Source organism: Massilia sp. DJPM01, assembly GCF_030348125.1.
Lineage (GTDB): Bacteria > Pseudomonadota > Gammaproteobacteria > Burkholderiales > Burkholderiaceae_D > Telluria_A > Telluria_A frigida.
The window spans coordinates 15,866-29,995 of sequence record NZ_JAQOZV010000041.1; the positions used below are offsets into that span (position 1 = coordinate 15,866).

Below are 14,130 nucleotides of genomic sequence, written 5' to 3' on the forward strand. Positions count from 1 at the left end.
TCCGTATTTGTGTCTCTTGCCTATTGTGGTTATCCACAATTGCAGTGCAGAATGGCGGTTGGCAGACTACCTTGCAGTCAAGAAATGTTGGTTACCATTAACAGGGAGACAAGTATGCAGATTAAATCGCTCGTCGTCGCGCTCGCCGCCGCGGCCAGTTTCAATGCATGGGCGCAAGCGCCTATCGTGATCAAGTTCAGCCATGTTGTGGCAACCGACACTCCCAAAGGCCAGGCTGCCGAACGCTTCAAGGCGCTGGCTGAAAAAGCCACCAATGGCCGGGTGAAAGTCGAAGTCTACCCGAACAGCCAGCTGTACAAGGACAAGGAAGAGCTGGAAGCGTTGCAGCTGGGCGCGGTGCAGATGCTGGCCCCCTCGCTGGCCAAGTTCGGCCCGCTGGGCGTGAAGGAATTCGAAGCCTTCGACCTGCCGTACATTTTCCCGAGCAAGGCGGCGCTGTACAGCGTGACCGAAGGACCGATCGGCAAGGGCTTGCTGCAAAAACTCGAACCGAAGGGCATTACCGGCCTGGCGTATTGGGATAACGGCTTCAAGGTGATGTCGGCCAACAAGCAGCTGCGCGTGCCGGCCGACTTCCGCGGCCAGAAGCTGCGCATCCAGTCGTCCAAGGTGCTCGACGCCCAGATGCGCGCGCTCGGCGCCAATCCGCAGGTGCTGGCCTTCTCCGAGGTGTACCAGGCGCTCCAGACCGGCGTGGTCGACGGCACCGAAAACCCGCCATCGAACATGTTCACGCAAAAGATGCACGAAGTGCAGAAGCACGTGACCCTGTCCAACCACGGCTACCTGGGCTATGCCGTCATCGTCAACAAGAAGTTCTGGGATGGCTTGCCGGCCGATCTACGCGCCAGCCTGGTCAAGGCGATGGCCGAGGCCACCACGTTCGAGAAAGCCATCGCCCAGCGCGATAACGACCTGGCGCTCGAAGCGATCAAGAAAACCGGCAAGACCGCCATCTACACGCCAACTGCGGCCGAACAGGCCGAATGGCGCAAGGTACTGCTGCCGGTGCACAAGCAGATGGAAAGCCGCATCGGCGCTGAGCTGATCGGTTCGATCAACAAGACGGCCGCAGCAGCGAAGTAAACACACAGGTCCCCGGCGCCCGCTGTGTGCAGCGTGCTCCGGCGTGCGCCGCACCCATTTCCCTTTCCTTTTTTTGAAGGATTCGACATGAAATTTCTCGACCATCTGGAAGAGTGGATCATTGCGAGCCTGATGGGCGCAGCCACGCTCGTTGTGTTCGTCGCGGTGGTCCACCGCTACCTGTCCGGCCTGCCGATTCCCGGCCTGCAAGACTGGCTGATTCAAATTAACACGAGCTGGGCACAGGAGCTGTGCATCTACATGTTCGTCTGGATGGCGAAATTCGGGGCGGCATATGGCGTGCGCACCGGCATCCACGTCGGCATCGACGTGCTGATCAACCGCCTGAGCGACAAGTGGCGCGACAAGTTCATCGTGTTCGGCCTGCTGGCCGGCGCCACGTTCACCGCCATCGTCGGCACCCTGGGCGCGAATTTTGTGTGGCACATGGCGCAGACCGACCAGACCTCGTCCGACCTCGAACTGCCGATGTGGCTGGTGTACATGGCGGTACCGCTCGGCTCCTACCTGATGTGCTTCCGCTTCATCCAGGTGGCCGTGCATTTCATCCGCACCGGCGCCCTGCCCAAGCATGACCACGGCCATGTCGAAGGCCTCGAAGACGAGATCGCCGCGGCGAAAGGCGGTGCCGCATGAGCGCCGCCATCATCTTCACCCTGCTGATCTTGCTGATGCTCACGGGTATGCCGATTTCGATTTCGCTCGGCCTGACCGTACTGACCTTCCTGTTTACCATGACCGACGTGCCGATCCAGTCGGTCGCGCTGAAACTGTTTACCGGCATCGAGAAGTTCGAGATCATGGCGATCCCGTTCTTCATTTTGGCGGGCAATTTCCTGACCCACGGCGGGGTGGCGCGGCGCATGATCAACTTCGCCACTTCGATGGTGGGCCACTGGCACGGCGGCCTGGCGCTGGCCGGCGTGGTGGCGTGCGCGCTGTTCGCGGCGGTGTCCGGTTCCAGCCCGGCCACGGTGGTGGCGATCGGCTCGATCATCCTGCCGGCCATGGTGCGCCAGGGTTATCCGCGCGGCTTCGGCGCCGGCGTGATCACCACCTCGGGCGCGCTCGGGATCCTGATTCCGCCGTCGATCGTGATGGTGATGTATTCGGTCACCACCAATACCTCGGTCGGCCAGCTGTTCATGGCCGGCGTGGTGCCGGGCATCATGCTGGCCAGCCTGCTGGGCCTGACCACCTGGTTCCTGGCGCGCAAGCATAACTATCCGCGCATGCCAAAGGCGAGCTGGGGCGAGCGCTGGCTGGCGTTCCGCAAGAGCGCCTGGGGCTTGCTGCTGATCGTCATCGTGATGGGCGGGATTTATTCCGGCAAGTTCACCCCGACCGAAGCGGCCGCGATGGCGGCGGTGTACGCCTTCATCATCGCCGTGTTCGTCTACAAGGACTTGAAACTCAAGCAAGTCGCCAAGGTGCTGCTCGATTCGGCGTCGATGTCGGCCATGCTGCTGTACATCATCACCAACGCGATGCTGTTCTCTTTCCTGATGACCAGCGAAGGCATTCCGCAAGCGATGGCGGCCTGGATTACCGGCCAGGGTTTGGGCGTGGTGAGCTTCCTGCTGGTGGTAAACATCTTGCTGCTGTTGGCCGGCAACGTGATGGAGCCATCCTCGATCGTGCTGATCATGGCGCCCATCCTGTTCCCGGTGGCGATGAAACTGGGCATCGATCCTGTGCACTTCGGCATCCTGATCATCGTCAACATGGAAGTGGGCATGTGCCATCCGCCGGTCGGCCTGAACCTGTACGTGGCCTCGGGCATCACCAAGATGGGCATCTCGGAATTGACGGTGGCGGTGATGCCGTGGCTGCTGACGATGCTGGGCTTCCTGGTGATCGTGACCTACGTACCACAGATTTCCCTGTGGCTGCCAAATTTAATTTATAAGTAAAATATATTTTCCCCCACCGTGAAAAAAAAGCCACATTTTCTGAAATTAAATAAGTTATGATGAGCACCGATTCAGCACCATACTGGTGCGAATGGGGCGAACGGATTGCAGGTTGGGGGAGTGGGAAGATAGAAGAAACGGTAGTCCATACCGGAGAAATATCGAGGAGACACGCGTTTTACAGAATGCTGTTGGCATGACCAAACGGCCGGGAACGTGAATAAAATTTGGAACGCACCGCAAGGTGCGTTTTTTTTCGTCTGCCGGAAAGCGCGCCGGATTGGTTTGGCGCCGTCGCTGCGCTACACTGCGTACATGAACAATCCAGCAGAGACCATCTTCTCGGCCATCGTGGCTGCGCCCTTCGGCGCCATCGGCATCCGCACCGAGGCCGCGCGCGTGCGCGAGCTGGTGTACCTGCCTCCCCATTTCGGTGAAAAAGACGCGCTCGATGCGGTCGCCGAACTGGCCGCGCAGCAGGTCGGAGACTACCTGCTCGACCCCGATTTCCGCTTCGACTTGCCGCTCGTCGATGCCGGCAGCACCTTCCAGCGCAAGGTGTGGGACGCGATCGCCGCGATCCCGCGCGGCACGGTGCGCACCTACGGACAGGTCGCCAAGCACATCGGCTCGGCGCCGCGCGCGGTGGGGCAGGCCTGCGGCGCCAACTGGTTCCCGATCATCATTCCCTGCCACCGGGTCACCGCCGCCGGCGGGCTGGGCGGCTTTTCACACCATGACGATGAAAATGGTTTCCACCTGGGCGTCAAGCGCTGGCTGCTGGCGCATGAAGGGGCTGGCAAGGGACCATGGCAACAGCAATCAATCTTCAACTGATCGACGCCTTCTGCGACCAGCTGTGGCTGGAGCAGGGGCTGGCGAAAAACTCGATCGACGCTTACCGGCGCGACTTGCGCCTGTTCGCGCGCTGGCTGGAAGTCACGCGTCCGGCGCTGGCCAGCCTGCACGCGGTGGCCGCAAGCGACCTGGAAGCGTATTTTTCCGACCGCCATGCCGAGTCCAAGCCGAGTACGGCCAACCGGCGCCTGTCGGTGCTCAAGCGCTTTTACCAGCTGGCGCTGCGCAACAAGGAGCTCACGGCCGATCCCTGCCTGCAACTGGCCTCGGCCAAGCAGCCGCAGCGGTTCGTGCATACCCTGACCGAAGCGCAGGTGGAAGCCTTGCTGGCCGCGCCCGACGTGAGCACGCCGCTGGGGCTGCGCGAGCGCACCATGCTCGAACTGATGTATGCGAGCGGCTTGCGGGTGTCGGAGCTGGTGACGCTCAAGGTCATGGAGCTGAGCCTGAACGATGGCGTGCTGCGCATCACCGGCAAGGGCAGTAAAACGCGCCTGGTGCCCTTCGGGCAGGTGGCGCGCCAGTGGATCGAACGCTACCTGGGCGAGGCGCGTGGGATCATCCTGAATGGCCAGATGGACGATGCCTTGTTCGTGACCGGGCGCGGGGGACCGATGACGCGCCAGATGTTCTGGATCCTGATCAAGAAGCATGCGGGCCATGCCGGGATCACGGCGCCGCTGTCGCCGCATACCTTGCGCCACGCGTTTGCCACGCATTTGCTCAATCACGGCGCCGACTTGCGGGTTGTGCAACTGTTGCTGGGGCATGCGGATATTTCGACTACACAAATTTACACGCATGTTGCGCGCGAGCGCATGAAGCGCCTGCATGCCGAGCATCATCCACGTGGTTAATTCAAATGCCGATGGCATAACTGCGTCATAATGCTGTCTTACTACCCCCTTTCTTTTATAACCCAAGAGGTGATCCATGGCTAAAACTAATTTCCAGTACGAAAAGCGGCAGAGGGAATTAGAAAAGAAGAAAAAGGCGGATGAGAAGGCCAGGCGCAAGCTGGAAGCCAAGACCACGCCTGGCGGTGAAGAGAATGAGACACCGGATGAAGATGACGCTGAGGAAGCGAAGCCGGAATAAATTGCGCTGGCCGGGATCTCGGCCACCAGCCTGACAACCGTCGTTCCCACGCAGGTGGGAACCCAAGTTATCTGTGTAGCCAGTAGCTGCGGCACGAACTTGGGTTCCCGCCTTCGCGGGAACGACGGTTTTGCGTTTAGGGTATCAAGGATGCGCTGTCGGTCGATTGCGAACTCAGCGGGAACGCATGCGTTTCGCTGAGTATCGCCTTGGCGATGGCGACGGTGAATCGAAGGCCGTCGTTCCCGCCGAGCGCCGCCTGGGCGCGGGAAGTCGTTTCTGGCAGTGCCAGGAACGACGGTTTTGCGTTTAGGGAATCAAGGATGCGCAGGCCGCCGTTCAGGCGCTCACGACAACCTTCTCCTCCTCATGCTCCTCCGCCTTCTGATTGCCCCTGAACCAGCGCGCCACGCGCTTGCCCAGGCTGTCCAGATAGGTGTACGCCACCGGCACCACCACCAGCGTCAGCAAGGTTGAGGTAATCACCCCGCCGATCACCGCGCGTCCCATCGGCGCCTGCGTTTCGCCGCCGTCGCCCATGCCGATCGCCATCGGCAGCATGCCGAAGATCATCGCCAGGGTCGTCATCAGGATCGGCCGCAAGCGCACCTGGCCCGCCTCCAGGATCGCATCGTGCTGGCTCTTGCCTTCGCGCTGGCCGTGATTGGTAAAGTCCACCAGCAGAATCGCGTTCTTGGTCACCAGCCCCATCAGCATCACAATCCCGATCACCGAAAAGATATTCAGGGTGCTGCCCGTCACCAGCAAGGCAATCAGCACCCCGATCATCGACAGCGGCAAGGACACCATGATCGCGATCGGCTGCAGGAAGCTGCCGAACTGCGACGCCAGCACCAGGTAAATGAAGATCACCGCAATGCCCAGCGCGGTGCCGGCCGCGCCCATGGTCTCGGCCATCTGCTCGGCGTCGCCGCCGACGTCGAAGCGCACGCCATCGGGCAGTTCGATGCTCTTCATGGCCAGCTTGACGTCGCCATCCACGTCGCCCGTCGGACGCCCTTCGGCGCCGGCGTAGATCGCCACGCGGCGTTCCAGCGCCTGGCGCTTGAGCACCTGCGGGCTGGTCGAGGGCACGAATTGCACCACCTGGCGCAGCGGCACCATCACCGGATTGCCTTGCGCATCGCGCTTGCCCGACGCCAGCGACAGGTCGGCCAGGTCGGCCACCTTCTGGCGCCCCGACTTGGGCAACTGCACGTTGACGTCGTAGTTCTGCCCATCCGGCGCCAGCCAGCGGCTGATCTGGTCGCCCGCCACGAACGGCCGCAGCGCCAGCCCGATCTGCTGGGTCGACAGCCCCAGGTCGCTCGCCAGTTCATTGTTGATCTTGATGATGGTGGCCGGACTGGCGCCTTCCTGGCTGTATTCCAGGTCGGCGATGCCCTTGATCTTGCGCATCTTGTCCATCAACTGGTGCGCCACGGCGTCCAGCTTGGCCTCGTCCTGGCCCAGGATGGCGATGAAGATCGGCTTCCAGCCCACCGACATGGTGATCCCGGCGATCGACTGCAGGCGCTCGCGGATCAGGGCCTCGACTTCCTTCTGCGAGCGGCGCCCGGTCTTGTGGGCGTCGGTCAGTTTCAGGTTCATCTGGGCCGTGTGGCGCCCGTTGTCGGTGCCGACGGTGGTGATCGCGCTATCGATTTCCTTGAACGGTTTCAAGGCCGCTTCGACCTGCTGCATCTTCTGGTCGGTGTATTCCAGGCTCGATCCGACCGGTGCCTTGAATTCCATGTGGATGTAGCCGTCGTCCGTTTCCGGGAACATCTCGCCGCCGATCATCGGCATCAGGGCCAGGCTGCCGACGAACAGCGCCAGCGCCAGTGCCAGGGTCGATTTGCGCCAGCGCAGCGCCAGTTCCAGCACCTTGCCGTACCAGACGTGCAGGCGTTCGATGCCATGCTCGATGCGCTCCATGCCGCGTCCCAGCCACGGCACATACTTGAAGCGGTCCTTGACCGGGTCGCGCCACACCGACGAGAGCATCGGGTCGAGCGTGAAGCTGACGAACAGCGACACCATCACCGCCACCGCCACCGTGATCCCGAATTGCAGGAAGAAGCGCCCGATGATGCCTTCCATGAAAGCGACCGGCACGAACACGGCGACGATGGCGAAGGTGGTGGCCATCACCGCCAGCCCGATTTCGTTGGTGCCGTCGTTGGCGGCCTGGATGTGGCTCTTGCCCATGCCGAGGTGGCGCACGATGTTTTCGCGCACCACGATGGCGTCGTCGATCAACAGGCCAATGCACAGCGACAGCGCCATCAGGGTCAGGAAGTTGAGCGTGAAGCCGAAGAACTGCATGGCGATGAAACTGGCCATCACTGAAATCGGTAACGTCAACCCGGTGATGATGGTGCTGCGCCACGAGTGCAGGAACAGGAACACGATCAGCATCGTCAGCAGCGCGCCTTCCATGATGGTGCTCTTGACGTTGTCGAGCTGCTTTTGCACGCGGTCGGACTGGTCTTCCAGGATGCTGATGCGGATGTCGGCCGGCAGGGTGGTGCCCAGCGCCGTCACCGCTTTCTTGATCGCGGTGCCCACTTCGACCACGTTGGCGTCCTGGATCTTGGTCACTTCGAGCGTGATGGCGCGCTTGCCGTTGATGCGCGAGATCGAGCTTTCTTCCTGCTCGCCGTCGACCACGTCGGCCACCTGGTCAAGGTAGACCGGACCGCTGGCGCGGCGCGCCACGATGATCTTGTTGAAGCCGCGCGCATCCTTGATCTTGCCTTCGATGCGCACCAGGCGTTCGGCCGCGCCGTAGGCGATATTCCCGGCCGGCAGATTGGTGTTGGTGCTCTGGATCGCGCGCAGCACTTCATCGACGCCGATATTCTGGCTGGTCAGGCCGTCGGGCCGGATGTGGACCAGGATCTGGCGGTTGGTCATGCCGTGCACGCGCACCTGGCCGACCCCGGCCACGCCTTGCAGGCGCTTGATGATGACTTGCTCGGTCAGGGTCGACAGCTCGCGCAGGCTGCGCGTGTCGGACATGAGCGACAGTTCCACGATGGCGCGGCTGTTGTCGCCCTCTTCACGGGCGATGAACGGCTCCTTGGCTTCCTTCGGAAAACCGGGGCGCGCCAGGCCGATCTTGTCGCGCATGTCGGTCATGGCCTTGTCCATATTGGTCGACAAGTGGAATTCGACCTGCACGCCGGCCCGGCCTTCCCAGGAATTGCTGCGGATTTTCTTCACGCCGCTGACGGTGTTGATGGCGTCTTCGAGCGGGCGGGTGATGTCGTTTTCAACCTGCTCGGGCGAGGCCCCGGGGTAGTTGACCTGCACGTAGGCGACCGGGATGGCGACGTTGGGCATGCTCTCGACGCCCAGGCGGCGGTAGGAGAACAGGCCGAGCACCACCAGCGCGACCATCACCATCGTGGCGAACACCGGATTCTTGATACTGGTTGTCGTGATCCACATGGCTCAGCCTTTCGGTGCGGCGGGGGCGGCCGGCGCGCTGGTGACGCTGGCGGGCGGTTCGCTCAGTTTGACCTGGCTGCCGGGCTTGACGGCGTCGAGGCGGGCGGTGATCACGCGCGCGCCGTGTTCCAGGCCGTTGGTCACTTCGACCATGCCTTCATCCTCGTTGCGCAAGCCCAGGGTGACCGGACGCACCACCACCTTGCCCGATTCGACGACGTAGACCACGTCGAGGTCCTGGTCCTTGCGCAGGGCGGCCAGCGGCAGCAGCGGGCGCAGCGCCGATTTTTGGGTGGTGATCGATCCCTTGGCGAACATGCCGCCGCGCAGGGCGCTGTCGGCATTGTCGACACTGATATAGACCAGCATGCCGCGCGAACCGGTTTCGGCGGTCGGGTTGATGCGCGCCACCTTGCCGAGGAAGGTGCGGCCCGGGTAGCCGTCGACCTTGAACTGCACTTCCTGGCCGATCTTCACGCGCGGGATGTCCGAGGCCGGCACCTGCGCTTCGAGCGTCAGCCGTTGCAGGTTGACGATGGAGAACGCCGGCATGTCGGGCGAGAGCTTGTCGCCGGCCTGCGCATGGCGCTTGCTGACCACGCCCGCCAGCGGCGCGCGGATCACCGTGTCGTTGACGGCGATGCGGGCCAGCTCGACCTGGGCCTGGGCGGCGCGCACGCTGGCGCGCGCCAGCGCCACGCTGTTGTCGGTGGTGTCGTAGGCGTTTTGCGAAATGTACTTTTGCGCCAGCAAAGCGGCGCTGTTGGCATTGTTCTTGGTCGCCATCGACAAGCGCGCATTGGCTTCATCGAGCGCGGCCTGCTGCTGCGCCAGGCGGGCTTTCTGGTCGGCCTGGTCGAGCCGCGCCAGTACCTGGCCGGCGGCCACGTTCATGCCTTCCTGCACCGTGGTTTCCAGCACCTGGCCCGAGACCTTGGACTTGACGGTGGCCTGGGTCAGCGGCGCCAGCGAACCGGACAGCGGCATGTTGACGCTCAGCTCGCCGGCGGCAATGGCCGCCACGTCGGCGCGCGCCAGTTCGTACACCGGCGCCGCTTTCTTGGCGTCGCCCCCTTTGGCGCTGGAGGCGGATGCGGCGGCCGGCTGGCGCGCCTGCAGGACGAACCAGCCGCCGGCGCCGAGCGCGACGATCAGCACGCCGAGCGCGGGAGCGCGCCAGCGTGGCTTGCGGAGGATGGGTTGGGCCGGCGCGCTGGGCAAGGTCTCGAGTTTCATGGTGGCTTGGTCTTCTTCTGGTCGGGCGGGTGGCTGGGATGCGATCCGGGAGCACCGGTGCGCCGTCCCGGGGGCGGGATGGCGTCACGGGCGCATGTTGCCACTATAGAAAAGCGGCGGCCCGTCTGCACGCCGAATGCGACAGACCGCCGTTCCGGCACGACGAACTGCAAAAAGACCCGACAAAGCGCAAATTTTTCCCATAAGAAATAGTTTCCCGGCCCGCCGCTTTGCGTGTGCGCAAACGGAAGCGAACCCGCGTGGTCAGAATGGGTCTAAGGAGTCATGGCCGGCTTGCCGGCAAGCTCAGTCCACAACGAGATGGAGGGATCACCGTGAGTGCTGATAAACCTGCCCCAACGGGCAGTGTCGAGCCGGAAGGACCGGGGCGCGAGGCGCTCGACGTCCTGTACCGCTTCGTCGCTGCCCTTGAACTGGCGCCGACCGTCGCCGTGCACAGCACCGACCGCAACGGCATCGTGCGCTACTGGAACCATACCTGCGCCGAGGTGTTCGGCATCAGCTCGGCCGACGCGGTCGGGCGTCCCCTGACCAGCCTGTCCTCGCACCTGGACCGCGAGGAAGACTTCCGCAACACGCTGGAAACGGTGTGGAAGACCGGGCGCACGGCGCCGCCGCGCGACTGGCACATCCGGCGCCAGGATGGTAGCGAGCGCTGGCTGTATTCGACCCATTTCCCGGTGCTGCGCGACGGCGTGACCCAGCAACTGTTTTGCATGGAAGTCGACATCAGCAAGCGCAAGGTCGACGAAGCCGAACTGATCGAGGCGGGCGCCAACTTCCGCCAGCTGTTCGAGCGCTCCACCGACGCCATCGTGCTGATCAAGGGCAACGGCATCCTCGATGCCAACCCGGCCGCCGTGGCACTGTTCCGCTGCGCCGGCAAGCAAGATATCGTCGGCAAGACCCTGCTCGATTTTTCGCCCGAGGTGCAGGCCACCGGCGAAACCTCGGTGGTGGCCGACGCCGCCCTTGCCTCGCGCGCCTTCATCGACGGCAACCACCGCTACGAATGGGAATTCTGCCTGCCCGACGGCGCCCATATCTGGGCCGAGGTGCTGCTCACCTCGGTGACCCTGGACCACGAGTTCCTGTCCTACGCGGTGCTGCGCGACATTTCTCCGCGCAAGGCGGCCGAGCATGCGCTGGCCATGGCCGCGCGGGTGTTCGAGAATTCGCGCGACGCCATCCTGATCACCGACCGCCACTACCGGGTGATCGCGGTCAACCAGGCGTTTACCACCCTGAGCGGGAGGGCGGCGGGGGACGTGATGGGCGGCGACGTGCCGGGCCTGCTCTCCGGCATGCACGACGCCTCCTTCTACCAGCAGATCTGGGACTTCGTGGCGGTGCACGATCATTGGGAGGGCGAAGTGTGCTGCGTGCGGCGCGACGACGATATCCCGGTGTGGGTGGCGGTCACGGCGATTCGCGACAGCGCCGAGCAAGTCTCGAACTACATGGCGATCATGACCAACATCACCGAGCGCAAGCGCGCCGAGGAACAGACCCGCTACCTGGCCGAGCACGACTTCCTGACCGACCTGCCGAACCGCGTGCTGTTTCTCGACCGCCTGCACCAGGCGCTGGTGTCGGCGCGGCGCCAGCACACCAAGGTGGGCGTCATGTTCCTCGACCTGGACCGCTTCAAGGGCATCAACGACAGCTTCGGCCACCACGTGGGCGACGCCGTGCTCAAGGAAGTGGCCATCCGCCTGACCGGCTGCGTGCGCGGGGTCGATACGGTCAGCCGCCAGGGCGGCGACGAGTTCGTCGTCATCCTGGCCGATATCGGCGGGGTCGACCAGGCCGCCCACGTCGCCACCAGCGTCATGCACGCGGTGGCGCAGCCGGTGCGCAGCGATGGCCACACGATCAGCCTGTCGGTATCGATCGGCATCGCCATCTGCCCGGACGACGGCCTGGAGGTCGACACCCTGCTGAAAAACGCCGACGTGGCCATGTACCACGCCAAGCAGAACGGGCGCAACGCCTTCAGCTTCTTCAATGCCGACATGAACGCCCACGTCATCGAACGGGTGCAGATCGAGAACGAATTGCGGCACGCGCTGTCGAACCAGGAGTTCGTGCTCGAATACCTGCCCGAAATTAACATCGCCAGCGGCCAGGCCACGGCGGTCGAGGCGCTGCTGCGCTGGCGCCATCCGCAGCGCGGCCTGCTCATGCCGCACCAGTTCATCCCCGTGGCCGAGGAATGCGGGCTGATGGTGCCGATCGGCGAGTGGGTACTGCAACAGGCGTGCGCGCGCGCGCGCGCATGGCGCGACGAGGGTTGTCCGGTAATGGTGGCGGTCAATCTGTCGGGCGCGCAGTTCATTGACGGCGGCCTGGTGCACAGCGTCGACGAAGCGCTGCGGCTATCCGGGCTGGCGCCCGAATGGCTCAACCTCGAAATCACCGAAAGCGTCATCATGCGCGGCGACGACACCACCATGGCCACCATCGCCACCCTGCGCACGCGCGGGGTGCAACTGACCATCGACGACTTCGGCACCGGTTATTCGAGCCTGAGCTTCCTGCGCCGCTATCCGCTGACCAGGCTGAAAATCGACCGCTCGTTCGTGGAAGAAATCCCGCAGCCCGACGCGGGCGCGAACACGCCGGCCAATCTGATTCCGGCCATCATCGCGGTGGCGCGCAGCCTCAAGCTGCGCGTGATCGCCGAGGGCGTCGAGACGGCCGAGCAACTGCAGTTCTTGAAGCGGCACGGCTGCGACGATTACCAGGGGTATTACGCCAGCATGGCGTCGAGCGACCCGGACCTCAAGCCGCGCCCTCGCTGAGCCCGCCCGGGCCGTCGAACAGGCGGATGCGCGCCAGCACCTGGCCGTGGTCGGAGGCCTCGGGCAGTTCCAGCACCACATGGTCGTTCAGGTAGACCACGTCGACCACCTCGCCGACCGCGTCGGGCAGCGACGCATTGAATTGTTCCGACACCAGGATGTGGTCGATAGTCGTGTACTGGCTGTCGTGCACGATGGAAAACCCGACGTGGCGCAAGTGGTCCTGGCGCTGCTGCAACTGGTAGGCATCGAACATGCGCTCGCCCAGGGTATTGCCATTGCCCAGCACGATCATGGTGGTGACCGCGTCGGCCACATCGTTGAAGTCGCCCAGCACCACGCGCGGGCGCTGGTGTTCCCTGGCCAGTTGGCTCAGGAACACACGCAGGGCCACCGCCTCGGTGCCGCGCCGGACCAGCGAGCGCAGGCAGGCCAGCGCGTACAGTTGCGGGTCTTCGCTGCTGTCGCCGTTGCGGTAGTCGGGGCGCTTGGATTTCAGATGCACCACCACCACGTCGACCGTGCAGTCGGGCGAGACGATCACCGGCGCATGGATCACGGCGCGCGAAAAGCGGTCGGCTTCGCGGCTGCCGGGCGGCAACGCCACGCCCTCGGGAAATGCCAGGTGCGCCACGCCGGGCGCGGCCAGCGGCAGGCGCGAGACCAGCGCCACGCTGGGCGTGAGGCGTTCGGCGCCCGGATCGGGGTCGAAACCGACGTGGAAGGCATCGCGGTAGCGGCGCGTGCGCGCCAGCGCGTCAAGCAGGGCGGCTTGCGAAAAAATCTCCTGGAAGCCGATCACGTCGGCGTCGAGCAGGTCGATCTGGCGCGCGGTCCAGTTTAGCTTGGCCTCGTATTCTTCCGGCGTGGTCGGCAGGAGATTGTCGTACAGCTTCACGCCGGGCGGGGCGAGGTTGTACACATTGAAGGTGGCAAAGCGAATTTCTTGCTGCATAATAAGAAACTCCTCATTGAACGTTTAGCGTATCACGCATGGCCAAGAAAGAGCACATTTCCGAAACACCGGCGACGCAGTTCCTGCGCAAGCACGGTGTGATGTTCAGCGAACATCCTTATCCGTACGAAGAACATGGCGGCACATCGGTGTCGGCGCGCGAGCTGGGCGTACCCGAGCACGACGTTGTCAAGACGCTGGTGATGCAGGATGAAGCGGCCAAGCCGCTGATCGTGCTGATGCATGGCGACTGCAAGGTGTCGACCAAGAACCTGGCGCGCGCCATTCCCTGCAAGTCGGTTGAGCCGTGCAAGCCCGAGGTGGCGCAGCGCCATTCCGGTTTCCAGATCGGCGGCACCTCGCCGTTCGGCACGCGCAAGGCGCTGCCGGTGTATGTGGAAGAGAGCATCCTGGCGCTGGAAACGATTTATATCAACGGCGGGCGGCGCGGCTACCTGGTCGGCATTGCCCCGCGCGTGCTGGTCGACCTGCTCGCTGCGCGCCCGGTCAGCTGCGCGCTGGAAGAGTAGCGCCGGTCGCGCGCAAGCCTGCCAGGCTTGCGATGCGAATAAATGCATGCGTGTAAGTATTTGGGGGGGAATTGGCCTCAAATCCTTCCCGTGCAGCATGGTGCGTAGTATTGTTGTAAATATTCCATGGG

Annotated in this window: 11 protein-coding genes; 8 read left to right on the plus strand and 3 right to left on the minus strand. The window is 63.6% G+C overall.

The window, feature by feature from the left end; translation table 11 throughout:
* Positions 1–114: 114 nt before the first annotated feature.
* The 6 genes from PO883_RS23095 to PO883_RS23120 all read left to right on the plus strand — a co-directional run bounded on the left by PO883_RS23095 (position 115) and on the right by PO883_RS23120 (position 4,997).
* On the plus strand, positions 115–1,107 hold the full coding sequence (locus tag PO883_RS23095; protein WP_167087067.1) for a TRAP transporter substrate-binding protein: 993 nt from the start codon (positions 115–117) through the stop codon (positions 1,105–1,107).
* An 87-nt stretch (positions 1,108–1,194) separates the two neighbouring features.
* On the plus strand, positions 1,195–1,764 hold the full coding sequence (locus tag PO883_RS23100) for a TRAP transporter small permease (protein WP_289311835.1): 570 nt from the start codon (positions 1,195–1,197) through the stop codon (positions 1,762–1,764).
* On the plus strand, positions 1,761–3,041 hold the full coding sequence (locus PO883_RS23105; RefSeq protein WP_167087069.1) for a TRAP transporter large permease: 1,281 nt from the start codon (positions 1,761–1,763) through the stop codon (positions 3,039–3,041). The genes PO883_RS23100 and PO883_RS23105 overlap by 4 nt, the downstream gene beginning before the upstream one ends.
* Before the next feature lie 315 nt (positions 3,042–3,356).
* Positions 3,357–3,878 (plus strand): methylated-DNA--[protein]-cysteine S-methyltransferase, encoded by a 522-nt coding sequence (locus PO883_RS23110; protein ID WP_289311836.1) that lies wholly within the window; start codon positions 3,357–3,359, stop codon positions 3,876–3,878.
* On the plus strand, positions 3,851–4,756 hold the full coding sequence (gene xerD, locus PO883_RS23115) for a site-specific tyrosine recombinase XerD (RefSeq protein WP_167087071.1): 906 nt from the start codon (positions 3,851–3,853) through the stop codon (positions 4,754–4,756). The genes PO883_RS23110 and xerD overlap by 28 nt, the downstream gene beginning before the upstream one ends.
* 76 nt (positions 4,757–4,832) lie before the next feature.
* Positions 4,833–4,997 carry a hypothetical protein gene (locus tag PO883_RS23120; RefSeq protein WP_167087072.1) on the plus strand — a complete coding sequence of 55 codons (165 nt, stop codon included), beginning with the start codon at positions 4,833–4,835 and terminating at the stop codon, positions 4,995–4,997.
* A gap of 339 nt (positions 4,998–5,336) precedes the next feature.
* On the opposite strand, the gene PO883_RS23125 is transcribed toward PO883_RS23120, so the two are convergent.
* Entirely contained in the window at positions 5,337–8,453 is a 3,117-nt protein-coding gene (locus tag PO883_RS23125) for an efflux RND transporter permease subunit (RefSeq protein WP_289311837.1), read from the minus strand.
* 3 nt (positions 8,454–8,456) lie between these two features.
* Positions 8,457–9,689 (minus strand): efflux RND transporter periplasmic adaptor subunit, encoded by a 1,233-nt coding sequence (locus PO883_RS23130; RefSeq protein ID WP_289311838.1) that lies wholly within the window; start codon positions 9,687–9,689, stop codon positions 8,457–8,459.
* 335 nt (positions 9,690–10,024) lie between these two features.
* Here PO883_RS23130 and PO883_RS23135 point away from each other — a divergent pair, with 335 nt between their 5' ends.
* Positions 10,025–12,514 carry an EAL domain-containing protein gene (locus PO883_RS23135; RefSeq protein ID WP_289311839.1) on the plus strand — a complete coding sequence of 830 codons (2,490 nt, stop codon included), beginning with the start codon at positions 10,025–10,027 and terminating at the stop codon, positions 12,512–12,514.
* Here PO883_RS23135 and PO883_RS23140 read toward each other — a convergent pair.
* Positions 12,495–13,469 (minus strand): endonuclease/exonuclease/phosphatase family protein, encoded by a 975-nt coding sequence (locus tag PO883_RS23140; protein WP_289311840.1) that lies wholly within the window; start codon positions 13,467–13,469, stop codon positions 12,495–12,497. The genes PO883_RS23135 and PO883_RS23140 overlap by 20 nt on opposite strands.
* A 38-nt stretch (positions 13,470–13,507) precedes the next feature.
* Between PO883_RS23140 and PO883_RS23145 the strand changes: the two genes are divergently transcribed.
* On the plus strand, positions 13,508–13,999 hold the full coding sequence (locus PO883_RS23145) for an aminoacyl-tRNA deacylase (RefSeq protein WP_289311841.1): 492 nt from the start codon (positions 13,508–13,510) through the stop codon (positions 13,997–13,999).
* Positions 14,000–14,130: the final 131 nt, after the last annotated feature.